Here is a 19,595-nt window from a genome sequence, read left to right as displayed (position 1 = left end):
TCAGCTTTTCTTGATTTTCTCCGGACGTTTCCAGCCGTCGATGTTGCGCTGACGGGCGCGAGCCACGCCGAGTTGCAAGTTATCCACATCCTGGTTGATGGTGGAACCAGCCGCCGTGGTGGCGCCATCGCCGACTTTCACCGGAGCAACCAACGAGTTGTTCGAGCCGATGAATACATCTTCGCCCAACACGGTCTGGTGCTTGTTGGCGCCATCGTAGTTGCAGGTGATGGTGCCAGCGCCGACGTTGGTGCGTGCGCCGATGACGGCATCGCCCAGGTAGGTCAGGTGACCGGCCTTGGCGCCTTCGCCCAAGTGTGCGTTTTTGAGTTCGACAAAGTTACCCACATGGGCCTTGGCTTCCAGCACGCTGCCAGGGCGCAACCGCGCAAACGGGCCGGCATCGCTGCCTTCGCCCATCACCGCGCCGTCCAGGTGGCTGTTGGCCTTGATCACCACGCCTTTGCGCAGGGTGCTGTCCTTGATCACGCAGTTCGGGCCAATCACCACATCGTCTTCGATGATCACGCGGCCTTCAAGGATCACGTTGATGTCGATCAGCACGTCGCGACCGACAGTGACTTCGCCACGAACGTCAAAGCGTGCCGGGTCGCGCAGGGTCACGCCTTGGGCCATCAAGCGCCGACCTTCGCGCAGCTGGTAGTGACGCTCCAGCTCTGAAAGCTGCTTGCGGTCGTTGGCGCCCTGCACTTCCATCGGGTCGTGGGGTTGCTCGGTGGCGACCAGAAGGCCATCGCTCACGGCCATTTCGATGACATCGGTGAGGTAATACTCGCCCTGGGCGTTGTTGTTGGACAGGCGGCTCATCCAGTCGGCGAGCTTGTTAGCCGGCACCGCCAGAATGCCTGTGTTGCCTTCGGTAATGGCGCGTTGGGCATCGCTGGCGTCTTTATGCTCGACGATGGCAGCCACCTTGCCGTCAGCGTTGCGCACGATGCGCCCGTAACCGGTGGGGTCGTCCAGCTCAACGGTGAGCAGGCCCATCTGGCCTGGCACCACGTGCTTGAGCAGACGCTGCAGCGTTTCCACTTCGATCAGCGGTACATCGCCGTAGAGGATCAATACGGTATCGGCGGTGATGAACGGCACGGCTTGCGCAGTGGCGTGCCCGGTGCCGAGTTGTTTGTCTTGCAATACGAAATTCAGGTCGTCCGCGGCCAGGCGTTCGCGCACCGCATCGGCACCGTGGCCGATCACCACGTGGATACGTTGTGGCTCCAACTGACGGGCACTGTGGATAACGTGGCCCAGCATGGAGTTGCCGGCTACCGGGTGCAGCACCTTGGGCAAGGCCGAACGCATGCGAGTGCCCTGGCCTGCAGCGAGAATGACGATTTCAAGAGACATGAATGGCTACCAATCCTGAGAGGTCCGTCTTCAGACCAGAGATGTTTTGTGCAGAAAAAGAAAAAGGGTAGCCGAGGCTACCCTTTTTAATCAATCGCGCTTGAAGCGTGACGGCATGGCCGCTTACTTCTTGCGGATTTGCTGGAGCGTGCGCAGCTGGGCTGCAGCCTCGGCCAGACGTACAGCAGCAGCGCTGTAGTCGAAGTCCGCACCCTTTTCGTTCAGGGCCTTCTCGGCAGCCTTGACGGCTTCCTGAGCGGAGGCTTCATCCAGGTCGCCAGCACGTTGCACGGTGTCGGCAAGTACCTTGACCATGTTCGGCTGAACCTCAAGGAAACCACCGGAGATGTAAAACACCTCCTTTTCCCCGCCTTGCTTGGTCAGAGTGATCGGACCTGGCTTCAAGCTGGTGATCAACGGCGCGTGACCCATGGCAATACCAAGGTCACCGAGTTCGCCGTGTGCAATCACCATCTCTACCAGACCGGAGAAGATTTCCCCTTCCGCGCTGACGATATCGCAATGGACTGTCATAGCCATCTGATTGCCTCAACCTGATGAGCGCCCGTTTCCGGGCGCTTGGATTACAGTTTCTTGGCTTTCTCGATCGCTTCTTCGATGCCGCCGACCATGTAGAACGCTTGTTCTGGCAGGTGGTCGTAGTCACCGTTGAGGATGCCTTTGAAGCCAGCAATGGTGTCTTTCAGGGAAACGTATTTCCCCGAGGCACCGGTGAAGACTTCAGCCACGAAGAACGGCTGCGACAAGAAACGCTGGATCTTACGAGCACGGTTTACCAACTGCTTGTCGGCTTCCGACAGCTCGTCCATACCCAGGATCGCAATGATGTCCTTCAGTTCTTTGTAACGCTGCAGCACGTACTGAACGCCGCGAGCGGTGTCGTAGTGCTCCTGGCCGATCACGTTCGGGTCCAGTTGGCGCGAAGTCGAGTCGAGTGGATCGACCGCTGGGTAGATACCCAGGGAAGCGATGTCACGGGACAGTACGACGGTGGCGTCCAAGTGGGCGAAGGTGGTCGCTGGCGACGGGTCGGTCAAGTCATCCGCAGGTACGTATACCGCTTGGATCGAGGTGATCGAACCTTCCTTGGTCGAAGTGATACGTTCTTGCAGAACGCCCATCTCTTCGGCCAGGGTCGGCTGGTAACCTACTGCAGAAGGCATACGGCCCAGCAGTGCGGATACTTCAGTACCGGCCAAGGTGTAACGGTAGATGTTGTCGACGAACAGCAGAACGTCGTTACCTTCGTCACGGAACTTCTCGGCCATGGTCAGGCCAGTCAGTGCTACGCGCAGACGGTTTCCCGGCGGCTCGTTCATCTGACCGTAAACCAGTGCCACTTTGTCCAGAACGTTGGAGTCCTTCATCTCGTGGTAGAAGTCGTTACCCTCACGAGTACGCTCACCCACACCGGCGAACACGGAATAACCGCTGTGCTCAATGGCGATGTTACGGATCAGTTCCATCATGTTTACGGTCTTGCCTACACCGGCACCACCGAACAGACCGACTTTACCGCCCTTGGCGAACGGGCAAACCAGGTCGATAACCTTGATGCCGGTTTCCAGCAGGTCGTTGCCGCCAGCTTGTTCCGCGAACGAAGGTGCTGGACGGTGAATGCCCCAACGCTCTTCGGTGTCGATCGGGCCAGCTTCGTCAATCGGGTTGCCCAGTACGTCCATGATCCGGCCCAGGGTCGCTTTACCGACCGGTACGGAGATGGCTGCGCCAGAGTCGACAACGTCCAGACCGCGCTTCAAGCCTTCGGTGGAACCCATCGCAATGGTACGAACTACGCCGTCGCCCAGCTGCTGCTGAACTTCCAGAGTAGTGTCCGCGCCTTGTACTTTCAGCGCGTTGTAGATGCTCGGTACGCTGTCGCGTGGAAATTCCACGTCGATAACGGCGCCGATGATTTGAACGATACGTCCGCTACTCATAGCTGGATCCTCTGAATATTTGAACCGTTAAACCGCGGCAGCGCCGCCGACGATTTCCGAGATCTCTTGGGTGATCGCAGCCTGACGCGCCTTGTTGTAGATCAGCTGCAAATCGCTGATCAGATCACCGGCGTTATCGGTAGCGTTTTTCATCGCGATCATCCGCGCCGCTTGTTCAGCTGCGTTGTTCTCGACCACCGCCTGGTACACCTGCGACTCCACGTAGCGCACCATCAAGCCGTCAAGCAGCTCTTTGGCGTCTGGTTCGTAGAGGTAGTCCCAGTGGTGCTTGAGTTCCTGATCCGGAGTCGCCACCAGTGGAATCAATTGCTCCACGGTTGGCTGCTGGGTCATGGTGTTGATGAACTTGTTGGATACCACGGAGAGGCGGTCAATCCGGCCTTCCAGGTATGCATCCAGCATCACCTTCACACTGCCGATCAAATCATTGATCGACGGCTCTTCACCCAGGTGGCTGATAGCTGCAACGACGTTACCGCCGAAGTTGCGGAAAAAGGCCGCACCCTTGCTACCAACAACACACAGATCGATCTCGACGCCTTTTTCGCGGTTTACCGCCATGTCCTTGACCAGGGCCTTGAACAGGTTGGTATTCAAACCACCGCACAAACCACGGTCACTGCTCACAACCACATAACCAACGCGCTTAACTTCGCGGTCGATCATGAATGGGTGGCGGTATTCCGGGTTGGCGTTGGCCAGATGCCCAATTACCTGGCGGATACGCTCCGCATAAGGACGGCTAGCAGCCATGCGCATTTGTGCCTTGCGCATTTTGCTGACCGCCACTTTTTCCATGGCGCTGGTAATTTTTTGCGTGCTTTTGATGCTCGCAATCTTACTGCGAATCTCTTTTGCGCCTGCCATGTAACACCTATCAGGTTAGCAAGCGGGAGCCTTGCGGCTCCCGCTGCGGCTTACCAGGTTTGGGTGGCCTTGAACTTCTCGATACCGGCTTTCAGGCCAGCGTCGATCTCGTCATTGAAGTCACCCTTCACGTTGATCTTGGCCAACAAGTCGGCATGATCGCGGTTGAAGTAAGCAATCAGCGCTTGTTCAAAGCTGCCAACCTTGGTGATTTCGACGTCAGTCAGGAACCCACGCTCAGCGGCATACAGCGACAACGCCATGTCAGCGATCGACATTGGGGCGTATTGCTTCTGCTTCATCAGCTCGGTAACGCGCTGACCATGCTCAAGTTGCTTACGGGTCGCTTCGTCCAGGTCAGAAGCGAACTGGGCGAATGCCGCCAGTTCACGGTACTGAGCCAGAGCGGTACGGATACCACCGGAGAGCTTCTTGATGATCTTGGTCTGAGCGGCACCACCCACACGGGATACCGAAACACCGGCGTTCACTGCAGGGCGGATGCCCGAGTTGAACATGGCCGATTCCAGGAAGATCTGACCGTCGGTGATGGAAATCACGTTGGTCGGAACGAACGCGGAAACGTCGCCAGCCTGGGTTTCGATGATCGGCAGTGCGGTCAGGGAACCGGTTTTGCCGGTCACTGCGCCGTTGGTGAACTTCTCTACGTACTCTTCCGAAACGCGGGATGCGCGCTCCAGCAGACGGGAGTGGAGATAGAACACGTCACCTGGGTATGCTTCACGGCCTGGTGGACGGCGCAGCAGCAGGGAAATCTGGCGGTAAGCCACTGCTTGCTTGGACAGATCGTCATAAACGATCAGCGCGTCTTCACCGCGGTCGCGGAAGAATTCACCCATGGTGCAACCGGCGTAAGGAGCCAGGTACTGCAGCGCAGGCGATTCGGAAGCACTGGCAGCCACGATGATCGTGTTTTTCAGTGCGCCGTTTTCTTCCAGCTTGCGAACCACGTTGGCGATGGTCGATTGTTTCTGACCGATAGCTACGTAGACGCAGAAAATGCCGCTGTCTTTCTGGTTGATGATCGCGTCGATGGCCAGAGCGGTTTTACCGATCTGACGGTCGCCGATGATCAGCTCACGCTGGCCACGGCCGACAGGGATCATGGCATCGACAGCCTTGTAGCCAGTCTGTACAGGCTGGTCTACCGACTTACGCCAGATCACGCCTGGAGCAACTTTCTCGACCGCGTCGGTCTCGGTGTTGCCCAGTGGACCTTTGCCGTCAACAGGGTTACCCAGTGCGTCGACTACGCGACCCAGCAGTTCCTTACCAACCGGAACTTCCAGGATGCGGCCGGTGCACTTGGCGCTCATGCCTTCAGCCAGAGACTGGTATGCGCCCAAGATAACGGCACCTACGGAGTCCTGCTCCAGGTTGAGGGCCATACCGAAGACGCCGCCCGGAAACTCGATCATCTCGCCGGACATTACGTCGGCCAGACCGTGAATCCGCACGATACCGTCAGATACGCTGACGACAGTGCCTTCGTTACGGGCTTGGGAGGTCACATCGAGCTTGTCGATGCGGCCCTTGATAATTTCACTTATTTCGGAAGGATTGAGTTGCTGCATTGCTCTGCTGCCCCTTCAAACTCAAGATTTCAATGCTTCGGCAAGATTCGCGAGTTTGCCGCGAATCGAGCCATCGATAACCAGGTCGCCGGCGCGAATGACAATGCCCCCAATGAGGGACTTGTCTTCCGCAACTTGCAGGCGCACTTCCCGGTCGAGTCGTGCACTGAGAACCTTGGCGAGTTTGTCTTGCTGTTCTTGGTCCAATGCGAAAGCACTGGTCACTTCAACGTCTACCGACTTCTCTTGCTCGGCCTTGTACAGGTCGAACTGAGCGGCGATCTCCGGCAGAAGCAGGAGACGGTCGTTTTCGGCAACGACGTGGATGAAGTTCTGCACTTTCACATCAAACTTGTCGCCGCACACTTCAATAAAAGTGGCGGCCTTGTCTGCGCTCGTCAGTCGCGGGGCCTTGAGCACGCGCTGCATGGTGTCGTCTTGCGACACTGCTGCAGCCAGGCCGAGCATGGCTGACCAAGAGGCCAGCTGCTGGTGGGCCTGGGCGTGCTCGAAGGCTGCCTTAGCGTAAGGTCGGGCCAACGTGGTCAATTCTGCCATGATCGCCCTCGCTTAAATTTCAGCAGCCAGTTTGTTAACCAGCTCCGCGTGCGCGTTTTGATCGATTGTGGCACCCAGGATCTTCTCAGCACCGCCGACGGCCAGAGCACCCAGTTGGGCACGCAGCGCATCTTTGACACCATTCAGTTCCTGCTCGATCTCGGCCTGAGCCTGAACCTTCACACGGTCAGCGTCGATACGGGCTTTTTCAACAGCCTCTTCAACAATCTGGTTACCGCGTTTCTTGGCTTGCTCAATGATTTCGGCTGCCTGAGCTTTCGCTTCGCGCAGTTGTTGACCCGCTTTATCTTGGGCCAACTCCAGGTCGCGAGCTGCTCGTGCTGCAGCGTCCAGTCCATCCGCGATCTTCTTCTGACGTTCGTGCAGAGCTGCGATGACCGGAGGCCATACGAACTTCATGCAGAAAACGACAAAAATCAAGAACGCTAAGGACTGACCAATAATGGTTGCATTAATGTTCACGCCAATACCTCGCTCGTTCGTTGCACAACACACCAATCACTCGAAAAAACGAGTGATTAACCGGCGAGTTGACCAACGAAGGGGTTCGCGAAGGTGAAGAACAGAGCGATACCAACACCGATCATGGTCACGGCGTCGAGCAGGCCGGCAACGATGAACATTTTAACTTGCAGCATTGGAACCATTTCTGGCTGACGCGCTGCGCCTTCCAGGAATTTGCCGCCCAGCAGGCCGAAACCAATGGCAGTACCCAGGGCGCCCAGGCCGATCAACAGTGCAACAGCGATAGCGGTTAGACCAACTACAGTTTCCATCTTTCCTCCCGACTTTTACGTCGTATGGTTTAGGTTTTTTAGATTTTAAAGCGGTAAAACAAATCGTTTCATAGCCCTGTTGGGCCACCTTCCCGTGTTACCGGGAAGGACATCAGACTAGTCGAGACTGGTCTTAATGGTTCTCTTCGTGCGCCATCGACAGGTAGACGATGGTCAACATCATGAAGATGAAGGCCTGCAGGGTGATGATCAGGATGTGGAACACAGCCCACGCCCACTGCAGAACAATGCCCAGGCCGCTAAGCCAGAGCAGGCCGCTGCCGAACATCACAGCGATCAGAATGAACACCAACTCGCCGGCATACATGTTGCCGAACAGTCGCAGAGCCAGGGAAATCGGCTTGGCGATCAGGGTTACGAATTCCAGCAGGAAGTTCACCGGGATCAGCAGGGCTTGAACGAAGATGTTCTTGCTGCCGAACGGGTGCAGGGTCAGTTCGCCGATGAAACCGCCGATGCCCTTGATCTTGATGCTGTAGAAAATGATCAACGCGAATACCGAAAGGGCCATGCCCAGGGTAGCGTTAGGGTCGGTGGTCGATACGGCACGGAATGGAATGTGCGGATCACCGCTGATCGCCATGGCGAGCTGAGGAATCCAGTCAACCGGGATAAGGTCGACGGCGTTCATCAGGAACACCCAGACGAAGATGGTCAGTGCCAGCGGTGCAATCACCGGGCTACGGCCATGGAAGCTGTCTTTCACGCTGCCATCGACGAATTCGACCAATACTTCAACGAAGTTCTGCAAAGCACCTGGCTGACCGGAAGTCGCCTTCTTTGCCGCCATGCGGAAAATCAGGACGAAAATCAGACCCAATGCGACCGACCAGCCCAGAGTATCCAGGTGGAAAGCCCAGAAGCCCATTTCTTTGGCCTCTGCTGCGGAGTGGGCAAAGCCCCAGCCGCCATTAGGAAGCTGACCGAAGGTCAGGTTCTGCAAGTGGTGCTGGATATAGCCCGAAGCGGTTGTTTCTGCCATGGTTGCCTCAAACGCCCTAAGGTTTCGAAAGTCTTGTTTTCATTAGCAGGGGAGCGAACCAGCTGACCAGTTGGGTCAACACGAAGACGCCGAATACAGCCAGCGGCGCCAATGGCTTCACACCTGCAAAGGTCAGTGCAAACAGCACTGCCGTCAAAATCAGTTTCCCTGCCTCGCCGGCATAAAATGACCGGACGATAGCCTGGGCTGCTCGGGCGCCGGAAAACCGAAAGGCCCTGTGAGCAAAATACATATTGGGCAGCAAGGCTATCAGGCCTCCGCAGAGTCCTGAATATCCGGCTACGACTCCATGCCAGTACCAAAGCGCCAAAGCAGCGATCAGTAAAATGACAAATTGAGCCAATAAAACCGGGAAAACGGCCAAGCGATGGAACGGCAACGTGTTTGGCGTGCGGGTTTCCATCACTCTTGCTCCTCAATGGTCGGCTGCCGGAAATCAATAACTTGGCATAATTTGTGCCGACAAAATGCGCGCAGAGTATAGGGGCGGTTCAGCCCCTATTCAACTGTCGGGTAGTGATTTCCGATCACGCGCTACATAAGCAAATGTTTCAGCGGATGTGGGCAAGGACGCCCTGGAGCTCATCGAGAGAGTTATATCCGATGACCAATTGGCCTTTGCCTTTCTTGCCGTGGCGAATCTGCACCGCAGAGCCCAGGCGCTCGGCCAGGCGCTGCTCGAGACGGGCGATATCCGGATCAGGTTTGGCTGTTTCGACCGGTGCAGGTTTACCGCTGAGCCACTGGCGCACCAGGGCCTCGGTCTGGCGAACAGTAAGACCCCGTGCGACAACGTGTCGCGCCCCTTCAACCTGTTGATTTTCCGGCAAACCGAGCAAAGCACGGGCGTGACCCATTTCGAGGTCGCCGTGGGACAACATGGTTTTGATGACTTCCGGCAATGCGATCAGGCGCAGCAGGTTGGACACGGTCACGCGGGATTTACCCACAGCCTCGGCCACCTGTTGCTGGGTCAGCTGGAATTCCTGCTGCAAGCGCTGCAGAGCGATCGCTTCTTCGATCGGATTGAGGTCTTCACGCTGGATGTTCTCGATCAACGCCATAGCGATGGCGGTTTCATCCGGTACATCGCGCACCATCGCCGGGATGGTTTCCTTGCCGGCCTGCTGGCTCGCGCGCCAGCGGCGTTCACCGGCGATGATTTCAAAGCGTCCGCCGCCGATTGGGCGTACCACGATCGGCTGCATTACGCCCTGGGCCTTGATGGAATTAGCCAATTCCTCCAGCGCCTGGGGGTCCATGTCCCGACGGGGCTGGTATTTGCCGCGCTGGATCAAGTCCAGGGGCAGGTGTTGCAACTCGCGCTCGTCGGCCTGCACCGCTTGTTCTTCAAGCGACGTGACAGTCGGACCACTCAGCAGTGCATCCAGTCCACGTCCGAGACCTCGTTTCTTGACGGCCATGGGGATTCCTTAAGTTGGCTGGGCGGCAGCGGTGCGTGAGTTGCGGCGTTGGCGACGAACCATCTCGCCGGCCAGGGCCAAGTAGGCAATGGCGCCACGCGAAGCTTTATCGTAGGCCAGCGCAGGCATGCCGTAGCTTGGCGCTTCGGCCAAACGGATGTTGCGCGGGATCACTGTGTCGTACAGCTGATCGCCAAAGTGTTCCTTGAGCTGCGCGGACACATCGTTCATCAGGCTCAGGCGCGGATCAAACATGGTCCGCAGCAGGCCTTCGATCTGCAGGTTGGGATTGAGCAACTCGGCAATACGCTTGATGTTATCCACAAGGTCACTCAACCCTTCCAGTGCGTAGTACTCGCACTGCATGGGGATAATCACCCCGTCGGCCGCCACCAACGCGTTCAAGGTCAGCATCGACAATGACGGCGGGCAGTCGATCAGGATGTAATCGTAGTTCTCGCGGATCGGCGCCAAGGCGCTGCGCAGACGGCTTTCTTTCATCTGCATTTCCAGCAACACCACTTCCGCCGCGGTCAAATCGCGGTTGGCAGGCAGTAGTTGATAACCGCCATGTTCGGAAAAGTGCATGGCCTGCGCCAGGTCACACTCGCCAATCAGCAAGTCGTAGACCGAGTTTTCCAGGCCGTGTTTATCCACACCGCTCCCCATGGTGGCGTTGCCCTGTGGATCGAGATCGATCAACAGCACCCGGCGCTTGGTAGCCACCAGGGATGCTGCGAGGTTGATGCAGGTGGTGGTTTTGCCCACGCCACCTTTTTGGTTCGCTATCGCGAATACCTTAGCCATTCTTGCTTGTGTTCCCAATCATGCCGTGCGGCGCAGTATCAGCAGATGGCGTTGGCCTTGGCAACCAGGTACGGCCAAGGCGTGTTCGCTATCGAGGTGGAAGTCTGCCGGCAATGCTAACAGCTCGTCGCTTGGATGGACGCCCTTCATTGCCAGCCAGCGGGTATCACAGTCGCCGAGGTGGCGAGTCCAGTTGCTGAAGTTCTCCATGCTGCTGAACGCCCGGGAAACAATTCCATTGAAGGGCTGCTCAGGCGCGAAGGCTTCGACGCGACTGTGGATAACTTGCAGGTTATCCAGCTTGAGTTCGAGTTTGACCTGGGTCAGGAAGCGGGTTTTCTTGCCGTTGCTGTCCAGGCAGGTCACTTGGGACTCTGGAAACAAGATGGCCAGAGGAATGCCTGGCATGCCACCGCCGCTGCCCACATCGAGCCAGCGACCGTTTTCGATAAACGGCATCACGCTCAAACTATCGAGCAAGTGGCGAGAAACCATTTCGTTGGGATCGCGCACTGCGGTCAGGTTGTAAGCCTTGTTCCACTTGATCAACAGGGCCAGGTAGCCCAGCAGCAATTCGTGCTGGGCCGGGGTCAGGTCGACGCCCAACTGGCGTGCACCTGTGGATAACTCTTCGGCGTGTTGCGAGGTGACCAACGAACTCAAGCGCTTTGCTCCAACTGACGGCCCGCGCCGCGTTTTTTCAAATGAATCATCAACAGCGAAATGGCTGCTGGGGTGACGCCGGGGATACGTGAAGCCTGGCCCAATGTTTCCGGGCGAGTTATCCCCAGCTTGCTTTGAATTTCTTTCGACAGCCCGGAAATCCCGGTGTAGTCGATATCCACAGGCAGCTTGGTGTCTTCACTGGCGCGCAGGCGAGCGATTTCGTCCTGCTGGCGGTCAATGTAACCGGCGTACTTGGTCTTGATTTCAACCTGCTCGGCGACCTGTGGATCCTCTGCGCCATGCCCGGTTACTTCGACCAGACCAGCGTAGTCGATTTCCGGACGGGACAGCAGGTTCAGCAAGTTGTACTCGTGCGTCAGCGGCGTGCCGAATTTTTCGGCGATTGCGTCGCCCTGCTCGGTACCTGGGCGAACCCAGGTGCTTTTCAGGCGCTGTTCTTCCAGCGCGATGCTTTCGCGTTTTTTGCAGAAGGCTTCCCAGCGCGCATCATCGACCAAGCCCAGCTCGCGACCTTTTTCGGTCAGCCGCAGGTCGGCGTTGTCTTCACGCAGGATCAGGCGGTATTCCGCCCGGGAAGTGAACATCCGGTACGGTTCCTGGGTACCCAAGGTAATCAGGTCATCGACCAACACCCCGATGTACGCCTCATCGCGACGCGGGCACCAGCTGTCCTTGCCCTGTGCACGCAATGCTGCGTTGGTCCCGGCCAGCAAACCTTGGGCGCCGGCCTCTTCATAACCGGTGGTGCCGTTGATTTGCCCGGCAAAGAACAGCCCGCCGATCACTTTGGTTTCAAGGCTGTACTTCAGGTCACGCGGGTCGAAGTAGTCGTACTCGATGGCGTAGCCAGGGCGCACGATGTGTGCGTTTTCCATGCCGCGAATCGATTGCACGATCTGGATTTGTACGTCGAACGGCAACGAAGTGGAAATCCCGTTCGGATACAGCTCGTGAGTGGTCAAGCCTTCGGGCTCGATGAAGACCTGGTGGCTTTCCTTGTCGGCAAAGCGGTGGATCTTGTCTTCAATCGATGGGCAATAACGCGGGCCAATCCCTTCGATCACCCCGGAATACATCGGCGAACGATCGAGGTTCGCGGCAATGATTTCGTGGGTACGCGCATTGGTGTGGGTAATCCAGCAGCTCACCTGTTTCGGGTGCTGCTCTTTGGAGCCCATGAACGACATCACCGGGATCGGCGTGTCACCGGCTTGTTCGGTCATCATCGAAAAGTCCACAGAACGCCCATCAATACGCGGCGGGGTCCCGGTTTTCAGACGACCGACGCGCAGCGGCAATTCACGCAGGCGTTTTGCCAAGGCGATCGACGGCGGATCACCGGCGCGGCCACCGGAATAGTTCTGCATACCGATGTGGATAAGTCCGCCGAGGAAGGTACCGGTGGTCAACACCACGGATTCTGCGAAGAAACGCAGGCCCATTTGAGTAACAACACCGCGCACCTGGTCTTGCTCGACGATCAGGTCATCCGCTGCTTGTTGAAATATCCACAGGTTCGGTTGATTTTCCAGGGTTTCGCGTACCGCGGCCTTGTACAGGATGCGATCAGCTTGTGCCCGAGTAGCGCGTACTGCAGGGCCTTTGCGGCTGTTAAGCACGCGAAATTGAATACCACCCTTATCGGTAGCCATGGCCATTACGCCGCCAAGGGCGTCGATTTCCTTAACCAGATGGCTTTTGCCAATCCCACCGATGGCGGGGTTGCAACTCATGGCACCGAGTGTTTCCACGTTGTGCGTCAGCAACAGGGTTTTTACGCCCATGCGTGCTGACGCCAGTGCTGCCTCGGTACCGGCATGACCGCCGCCGATGACGATCACTTCAAAACGGGAAGGGAAATCCACCACGCACCTCGTGCCTGCTTATGTAGGTAATCAGGAATTGTCTGTTGAAAGGGTTTTGGAGCTTTGGCGGCAAGTATAGGGACTTAGCCCTTCCTAAAGAACCCTTTGCACAAAATTTAACCAGCTGTGGATGACTCACGGACAATAGAAATTAAAAGAGAGAAATTTATTAAATCTTTGTTTTTATGTTTATTTCTACTGAGCCTACTTTCTGTGGATAAATCTCTACAGGCCTTTATTTACGTCGTGTACAGCGATTCAAAAGTCTGTGGTCATGTGCCAATGAGGCCCTTGGATAAGTGCTTTAAGCCTGTGGATTAAACAGCTGGTTATCCACAGAGTGGTCTGTGCTCAGTTTTCAAGCCCTGTTATCAACTGGGCACAAGGGCGGTTATTCACAGGGCTTAATCCACAGAAATCGGTGTAGTCCGTCAAATCGCGCCCACGCAGAAGCCTCCGTGAGAGCGGTGATGAGTCAGAAAAAGGGAGGGGAACACTGAGAAAGGAGAAACAGACAGGCGCGAACGACCTGTCTGTAGACAACGAGGGGACTATTTACCGATACAAAAACTGGAGAAGATCCGTCCCAGCAAGTCATCGGAGCTAAACGCGCCGGTGATTTCTCCCAGCAGTTGCTGCGCCTGGCGTAGATCCTCAGCCAGCAGCTCACCCGCCCCCGCCAAGGTGAGCTGGGCGCGTCCGTGCTCCAACGCTGCGCTGGCGTGTCGCAGCGCTTCCAGATGCCTGCGACGTGCGCTGAAGCTGCTTTCAGAGGTCTGCTCGTAGCCCATGCAGGCTTTTAGGTGATCGCGCAGCAACTCCAGGCCATCGCCGGCCGATTTTGCGCTCAAGCTGATGGTGACATGCCCGTCAGTGCTGGTTTCCAGTGCAATGGCCTCGCCCGTCAGGTCTGCCTTGTTACGGATCAACGTGACTTTGGCCGGGTCGGGACGTTGTTCGAGGAACTCTGGCCACAGTGCAAACGGATCCACCGCCTCAGGTGCAGTGGCGTCCACCACCAGCAATACACGGTCCGCTTCGCCGATTGCCTTGAGCGCTCGTTCTACACCGATTTTTTCCACTTGGTCATCGGTGTCCCGAAGGCCTGCGGTGTCGACGACGTGCAGCGGCATACCGTCAATGTGGATATGTTCACGCAAGATATCCCGCGTGGTGCCGGCGATCTCGGTGACGATAGCGGCTTCACGGCCCGCTAGAGCATTGAGCAAACTGGATTTACCGGCATTCGGCCGACCGGCGATCACCACGGTCATGCCGTCACGCAGCAAGGCCCCCTGCCCGGCTTCACGTAGAACGGTGGATAACTCTTCACGAACTTTATCCAGCATCGCCAGTACATGGCCGTCGGCGAGGAAGTCGATTTCCTCCTCTGGAAAGTCGATAGCGGCCTCTACGTAAATACGCAAGCTGATCAATTGCTCGGTCAGGTTATGCACACGCAGTGAGAATGCCCCCTGCAATGAGCGCAATGCATTGCGCGCTGCCTGTGCAGAACTGGCCTCGATCAGGTCGGCAATCGCCTCGGCCTGCGCCAGGTCGAGCTTGTCGTTAAGGAACGCGCGCTCGCTGAATTCGCCCGGTCTGGCAAGGCGACAACCCAACTGCAGGCAGCGCTGCAGCAACATATCCAGTACGACCGGGCCACCGTGGCCCTGCAACTCGAGGACATCTTCACCCGTAAAGGAATTCGGGCCCGGGAAGTAAATGGCCAAGCCTTCGTCCAGGACGCTTTCGTCAGCATCCAGAAACTGACCGTAATGGGCATAACGAGACTTCAACTCCCGGCCACTGATAGCCTTGGCGGCGATGCCGGCGAGCGGCCCGGAAATTCGAACGATGCCGACACCACCGCGACCTTGAGCGGTAGCGACAGCAGCGATGGTTTCACGAGGAGCGCTCATCAACAGTTTCCAGAACAAAAGTGACGGAATGCAAAACGCCCCACTAGGGGGCGTCTTGAGTGGTTATCCACAGAGTAAATTACGCCGCAGCTTTTTTGGTAGCCGCTTCGATTTTACGAGTGATGTACCACTGCTGGGAGATCGACAACACGTTGTTGACTACCCAGTACAGAACCAGACCAGCTGGGAACCACAGGAAGAAGAAGGTGAAGATGATTGGCATCATTTTCATTACCTTGGCCTGCATCGGGTCCGGCGGAGTCGGGTTCAGACGCTGCTGGATAAACATGGTCGCGCCCATGATGATCGGCAGGATAAAGAACGGGTCTTTGATCGACAGGTCAGTTATCCACAGCATGAACGGCGCCTGGCGCATTTCGACGCTTTCCAGGAGAACCCAGTACAACGACAGGAACACAGGCATCTGTACGAGAATGGGCAAGCATCCACCCAACGGGTTGATCTTCTCTTTCTTGTACAGCTCCATCATGGCCTGCGACATTTTCTGCCGGTCATCACCATGTTGCTCTTTCAGAGCGGCCAGTTTCGGAGCAACGGCACGCATACGCGCCATCGACTTGTAGCTGGCAGCCGACAGAGGGAAGAAGATCCCTTTGATCAGCATGGTCAGGAAGATGATCGAGAAGCCCCAGTTACCCACAATGCTGTGGATATGTTGCAGCAGCCAGAAAATCGGCTGGGCAATGAACCACAGAATCCCGTAGTCCACGGTCAGTTCCAGACCTGGGGACAACTCTTTCAGCACTGCCTGGCTTTTCGGGCCAGCGTACAGGGTAGCACTGGTTTCAGCCTTGGCACCTGGAGCGACGGTCAACGCCGGGCCAGTGAAGCCGATGATGTAGTTGCCTTGGCTGTCCTTGCGGGTTTGAACCAGGTTGGCATCACCCTTGTTAGGGATCCAGGCGGTCACAAAGTAGTGTTGCAACCAGGCGACCCAGCCACCTTGTACGGTTTCTTTCAGTGCGCCCTTGTCGATATCTTTCATCGACACTTTTTTGTACGGCTCGCTACTTGTCCACAGGGCTGCGCCCAGGTAAGTCGCGGTGCCGGTGGCAGTGCTGGAAGAAGGGTCGGCACTGTTGTCACGCTTCAGTTGGGCAAACAGGTTGCCGGTCCAAGGCTTGTCGCTTTCGTTGTCGATCAGGTAAGTGACCTTCAAGTCGTACAAACCGCGGGTAAAGCTGAAACGCTTGATGTAATTGACGCCGTCGTGACTGAATTTCAGGTCGACGTTCAACTGGTTCTGGTCGTCAGCCAGTTGATAAGTCTTCTGTTCGGTCGAATAAACCGGACGACCGGTAGCACGAGCATCCGGACCGTTGGTGCCGGTCAGGCCACTTTGTGCCAGATAAGTACGTTCACCACCGTTATCGAACAGTTGGAACGGAACATCCGGGTGGTCTTGGCGACGTGGATACAGCGGCAGCTTTAGCTGGGCGATATCACCACCTTGTGGATCGATAGCCAGGTCGAGCACATCCGTTTTGACGTGGATGAGGTCTTTGTTGGTGACCACTGGCGTTTCTAAAGGGGCGCTTGTCTCGCCATTCGCGCTGGGAACATCGGCACTCGCGGACGCATTGTTACCCAGCGGGGTGTCCGGAATAGCCGGCGCAGCCTGGTTGGTAGCAACATTCTGAGTCGGCAGGGCAGCCTGGCCATAGTCTTGGTTCCACTTAAGAACCATGACGTAGGACACGATTGCCAGGGCGACGATCAGGATCGTGCGTTTAATATCCATGATTACTCGGCCATCGAAGAAGAACGGGAGGTAGGGATAGGTGGAACCGGGTCATAACCACCGGGATTCCACGGATGACAGCGACCTAAACGACGAAAGGTCAGCCAGCCACCGCGCAGAAGACCATGATTTTCTATGGCCTCTAACGCGTAGCAGGAACAACTGGGGTAGAAACGACAGTGGCTGGCCATCAGAGGACTAATGGCATAGCGATAAAACTGGATCGGAACGAGGGCCAGTTTACGCATCGGTGCTGTCTACCCCTACAGTTTCGGTGCTGACTGCTGGTGCTGGTTTGTTGGTACGCGCCAGACGTTTCCAGAGCTTGCCGAAATGCTGAATCAATTCGGGGTTTTCTACATCCCCCAAGCCTTTGCGCGCGACGATAACAATATCCCAACCAACCAGAGTTTCCTGGTGGAGGCGAAACGATTCGCGCATCAGACGCTTGAGGCGATTGCGCTCAACGGAGAGCTTTACGCTCTTCTTGCCGATCACCAACCCTAGGCGGGGGTGATCCAGATCGTTGTTACGCGCAAGGAGCAGGAGATTTTTCCCCGGAACCTTGCCGGTGGGGGAGTCAAAGACTGCCTTGAAATGTCGGGGGGTTAGCAGACGCTTTTCCCGACTGAAGTCCTGACTCACCACCAGTACCGGATTATCAAACTGCCAGACGCGCACGACCTTTGGCGCGGCGACGCGACAGGACAGCACGGCCGTTCTTGGTAGCCATGCGAGCACGGAAGCCGTGGGTACGGGCGCGTTTGATGGTGCTTGGTTGGAAAGTACGTTTCATGGCGTTGTTACCTGGTTCGTCCACAACGGGCCGGAATGGCCCCCGTTTTAAGAGACCGGCGATTCTAGAGAAAGCAAGCCTCTAGGTCAATTTCCAACCAGCTTTTCCTTCAATTAGATCTCTATAACGCAAACGGCCCTTTTCTATCCGCTCGGCTTTCACGAGCAATGCCATAGATATAAAAATAAAGAAGGAAGTTATTTAAAGCTTTTCTGTAAAGCTTATAAAAACTAGTGAGGCGATCATCTGTGGATAACTGCCTTTAGGCCTTGTTCCACGTGATGTACAGAGAATGACAACACGGGGGAGAAACGGTGCTCTGCCTGTGCTGCGCTGTCGGATAAGCTGTGGGTGGAATGGGTTGTTATCCACAGGCCAGTTACCCACAGACTTTCGCCCCCACTTGTACAACGAGCTTAGGTACGCTTATCCACAGAGCTTATACACAGACCATCGGTCGCTTTTTTTAGGGGTAAGGCATTGATTTTGGCTGGCCTGTGAGCAACCTACATGTGGATAAGTGGGCGGCTGGCCGCTACAATGGCGGCTGTTTTTGCCTCACCGGCTTTCAACTTAGGGGATATCCGTGTCAGTGGAACTTTGGCAGCAGTGCGTGGAGCTTTTGCGCGATGAGCTGCCTGCCCAGCAATTCAACACCTGGATCCGTCCGCTACAGGTCGAAGCCGAAGGCGACGAGTTGCGCGTCTACGCACCCAATCGTTTTGTTCTCGACTGGGTCAACGAGAAGTACCTGAGCCGCGTTCTCGAATTGCTCGACGAACATGGCAACGGCCTCGCCCCCGTGCTCTCCTTATTAATAGGTAGCAAACGTAGCTCCGCGCCCCGCGCTGCGCCGAATGCACCTTTGGCTGCGGCTGCATCGCAAGCCCAGGCAGCGGCCGCGCCGGTCGTCACAACGCCAGCTCCCGCGCCCGCGCCGTCGAAATCCTCTGCGCAGAAGAACGCGCCAGAGCATGAAGAGCCGTCCCGCGACAGCTTCGACCCGATGGCAGGCGCCAGCTCCCAGCAAGCTCCGGTCCGTGCCGAACAGCGCACCGTGCAGGTCGAGGGTGCGCTCAAGCACACCAGTTACTTGAACCGCACGTTTACCTTCGAGAACTTCGTTGAAGGTAAATCCAACCAGTTGGCCCGCGCGGCCGCCTGGCAAGTTGCCGACAATCCCAAGCACGGTTACAACCCGCTCTTCCTTTATGGTGGCGTGGGCTTGGGTAAGACGCACTTGATGCACGCTGTGGGTAACCACCTATTAAAGAAGAACCCGAATGCCAAGGTCGTTTACCTGCACTCGGAGCGCTTCGTGGCTGACATGGTCAAGGCCTTGCAGCTCAATGCCATTAACGAGTTCAAGCGGTTCTACCGCTCCGTTGATGCATTGCTGATCGATGACATCCAATTCTTTGCCCGCAAGGAACGTTCCCAGGAAGAGTTCTTCCACACCTTTAACGCCCTGCTCGAAGGCGGCCAACAGGTCATCTTGACCAGTGACCGTTATCCAAAGGAAATTGAAGGCCTGGAAGAACGCCTGAAGTCACGCTTTGGCTGGGGCCTGACCGTTGCGGTCGAGCCGCCCGAGCTGGAAACCCGCGTCGCGATCCTGATGAAAAAGGCGGACCAGGCCAAAGTCGACCTGCCCCATGACGCGGCTTTCTTTATTGCCCAACGCATTCGTTCCAACGTGCGTGAGCTGGAAGGCGCGCTCAAGCGGGTCATCGCTCACTCGCACTTTATGGGCCGTGACATCACCATCGAGTTGATTCGCGAATCACTCAAAGACTTGCTGGCACTGCAGGACAAACTGGTGAGTGTGGATAACATCCAGCGCACCGTTGCCGAGTACTACAAGATCAAGATTTCCGACCTGCTGTCCAAGCGCCGTTCGCGCTCGGTGGCTCGTCCTCGGCAGGTGGCCATGGCGCTCTCCAAGGAGCTGACCAACCACAGCCTGCCGGAAATTGGTGATGTGTTTGGCGGTCGCGATCACACCACGGTCTTGCATGCGTGCCGCAAGATCAACGAACTTAAGGAATCCGACGCGGATATTCGCGAGGACTACAAGAACCTGCTGCGTACACTGACAACTTGATGACACCAGCGCAGCTTATTAAGGCAAGGGACTAGAC

General features: G+C 56.7%; 20 protein-coding genes. 1 reads left to right on the top strand and 19 read right to left on the bottom strand.

The annotated features are described in order from the left end of the window. The 19 genes from glmU to rpmH all read right to left on the bottom strand — a co-directional run bounded on the left by glmU (window position 1) and on the right by rpmH (window position 17,454). Complete coding sequence (glmU, locus tag HF257_RS16690) at window positions 1-1,368, bottom strand: bifunctional UDP-N-acetylglucosamine diphosphorylase/glucosamine-1-phosphate N-acetyltransferase GlmU (protein WP_185709606.1); 1,368 nt, start codon at window positions 1,366-1,368, stop codon at window positions 1-3. Between the two features lie 123 nt (window positions 1,369-1,491). Then, window positions 1,492-1,908, bottom strand: coding sequence for a F0F1 ATP synthase subunit epsilon (locus HF257_RS16685; RefSeq protein ID WP_003177061.1), 417 nt, complete (start codon window positions 1,906-1,908; stop codon window positions 1,492-1,494). 44 nt (window positions 1,909-1,952) lie between these two features. Beyond that, window positions 1,953-3,329: a F0F1 ATP synthase subunit beta gene (gene atpD / locus HF257_RS16680; RefSeq protein WP_010207684.1), complete on the bottom strand. Its 1,377-nt coding sequence runs from the start codon at window positions 3,327-3,329 to the stop codon at window positions 1,953-1,955. Between the two features lie 27 nt (window positions 3,330-3,356). Next, complete coding sequence (atpG, locus tag HF257_RS16675; protein WP_010207685.1) at window positions 3,357-4,217, bottom strand: F0F1 ATP synthase subunit gamma; 861 nt, start codon at window positions 4,215-4,217, stop codon at window positions 3,357-3,359. A gap of 50 nt (window positions 4,218-4,267) precedes the next feature. After that, window positions 4,268-5,812 carry a F0F1 ATP synthase subunit alpha gene (gene atpA / locus HF257_RS16670; protein WP_185709607.1) on the bottom strand — a complete coding sequence of 515 codons (1,545 nt, stop codon included), beginning with the start codon at window positions 5,810-5,812 and terminating at the stop codon, window positions 4,268-4,270. Window positions 5,813-5,833: 21 nt separating this feature from the next. Continuing rightward, entirely contained in the window at window positions 5,834-6,370 is a 537-nt protein-coding gene (locus tag HF257_RS16665; protein ID WP_185709608.1) for a F0F1 ATP synthase subunit delta, read from the bottom strand. A 12-nt stretch (window positions 6,371-6,382) separates the two neighbouring features. Beyond that, on the bottom strand, window positions 6,383-6,853 hold the full coding sequence (locus HF257_RS16660; protein ID WP_008439543.1) for a F0F1 ATP synthase subunit B: 471 nt from the start codon (window positions 6,851-6,853) through the stop codon (window positions 6,383-6,385). A 56-nt stretch (window positions 6,854-6,909) separates the two neighbouring features. Next, the gene (gene atpE, locus HF257_RS16655) at window positions 6,910-7,167 is read right to left on the bottom strand and encodes a F0F1 ATP synthase subunit C (RefSeq protein WP_002555987.1); all 258 of its coding nucleotides are present in this window, start codon (window positions 7,165-7,167) and stop codon (window positions 6,910-6,912) included. A 133-nt stretch (window positions 7,168-7,300) separates the two neighbouring features. Beyond that, window positions 7,301-8,170, bottom strand: a complete 870-nt coding sequence (atpB, locus tag HF257_RS16650) for a F0F1 ATP synthase subunit A (RefSeq protein ID WP_017736231.1) — start codon at window positions 8,168-8,170, stop codon at window positions 7,301-7,303. Between the two features lie 16 nt (window positions 8,171-8,186). After that, window positions 8,187-8,594, bottom strand: a complete 408-nt coding sequence (locus HF257_RS16645) for a F0F1 ATP synthase subunit I (RefSeq protein ID WP_010565865.1) — start codon at window positions 8,592-8,594, stop codon at window positions 8,187-8,189. Between the two features lie 148 nt (window positions 8,595-8,742). Beyond that, a complete protein-coding gene (locus HF257_RS16640; RefSeq protein WP_016970690.1) occupies window positions 8,743-9,615 on the bottom strand; it encodes a ParB/RepB/Spo0J family partition protein in 873 nt (290 codons plus the stop codon). A 9-nt stretch (window positions 9,616-9,624) separates the two neighbouring features. Further along, the gene (locus HF257_RS16635) at window positions 9,625-10,422 is read right to left on the bottom strand and encodes a ParA family protein (RefSeq protein WP_185709609.1); all 798 of its coding nucleotides are present in this window, start codon (window positions 10,420-10,422) and stop codon (window positions 9,625-9,627) included. Between the two features lie 18 nt (window positions 10,423-10,440). Then, window positions 10,441-11,085, bottom strand: a complete 645-nt coding sequence (gene rsmG, locus HF257_RS16630; RefSeq protein WP_185709610.1) for a 16S rRNA (guanine(527)-N(7))-methyltransferase RsmG — start codon at window positions 11,083-11,085, stop codon at window positions 10,441-10,443. Then, window positions 11,082-12,974, bottom strand: a complete 1,893-nt coding sequence (gene mnmG, locus HF257_RS16625) for a tRNA uridine-5-carboxymethylaminomethyl(34) synthesis enzyme MnmG (RefSeq protein ID WP_185709611.1) — start codon at window positions 12,972-12,974, stop codon at window positions 11,082-11,084. Before mnmG ends, rsmG begins: the two co-directional genes overlap by 4 nt. 551 nt (window positions 12,975-13,525) lie before the next feature. Then, on the bottom strand, window positions 13,526-14,896 hold the full coding sequence (gene mnmE, locus HF257_RS16620) for a tRNA uridine-5-carboxymethylaminomethyl(34) synthesis GTPase MnmE (RefSeq protein WP_185709612.1): 1,371 nt from the start codon (window positions 14,894-14,896) through the stop codon (window positions 13,526-13,528). Window positions 14,897-14,975: 79 nt separating this feature from the next. Continuing rightward, complete coding sequence (yidC, locus tag HF257_RS16615; protein ID WP_185709613.1) at window positions 14,976-16,658, bottom strand: membrane protein insertase YidC; 1,683 nt, start codon at window positions 16,656-16,658, stop codon at window positions 14,976-14,978. 2 nt (window positions 16,659-16,660) lie between these two features. Continuing rightward, window positions 16,661-16,906 carry a membrane protein insertion efficiency factor YidD gene (gene yidD, locus HF257_RS16610; protein WP_010207715.1) on the bottom strand — a complete coding sequence of 82 codons (246 nt, stop codon included), beginning with the start codon at window positions 16,904-16,906 and terminating at the stop codon, window positions 16,661-16,663. Next, entirely contained in the window at window positions 16,899-17,303 is a 405-nt protein-coding gene (gene rnpA, locus HF257_RS16605) for a ribonuclease P protein component (RefSeq protein WP_010168490.1), read from the bottom strand. Before rnpA ends, yidD begins: the two co-directional genes overlap by 8 nt. Before the next feature lie 16 nt (window positions 17,304-17,319). Further along, window positions 17,320-17,454 carry a 50S ribosomal protein L34 gene (gene rpmH / locus HF257_RS16600; protein WP_003213577.1) on the bottom strand — a complete coding sequence of 45 codons (135 nt, stop codon included), beginning with the start codon at window positions 17,452-17,454 and terminating at the stop codon, window positions 17,320-17,322. Between the two features lie 586 nt (window positions 17,455-18,040). On the opposite strand from rpmH, the gene dnaA reads away from it, so the two are divergent. Then, on the top strand, window positions 18,041-19,558 hold the full coding sequence (gene dnaA / locus HF257_RS16595; RefSeq protein WP_185709614.1) for a chromosomal replication initiator protein DnaA: 1,518 nt from the start codon (window positions 18,041-18,043) through the stop codon (window positions 19,556-19,558). Window positions 19,559-19,595: the final 37 nt, after the last annotated feature.

Source organism: Pseudomonas cremoris (genome assembly GCF_014230465.1).
Note: the sequence above shows the minus strand (reverse complement) of the source record. Positions and strands in the feature narration are given on the sequence as shown.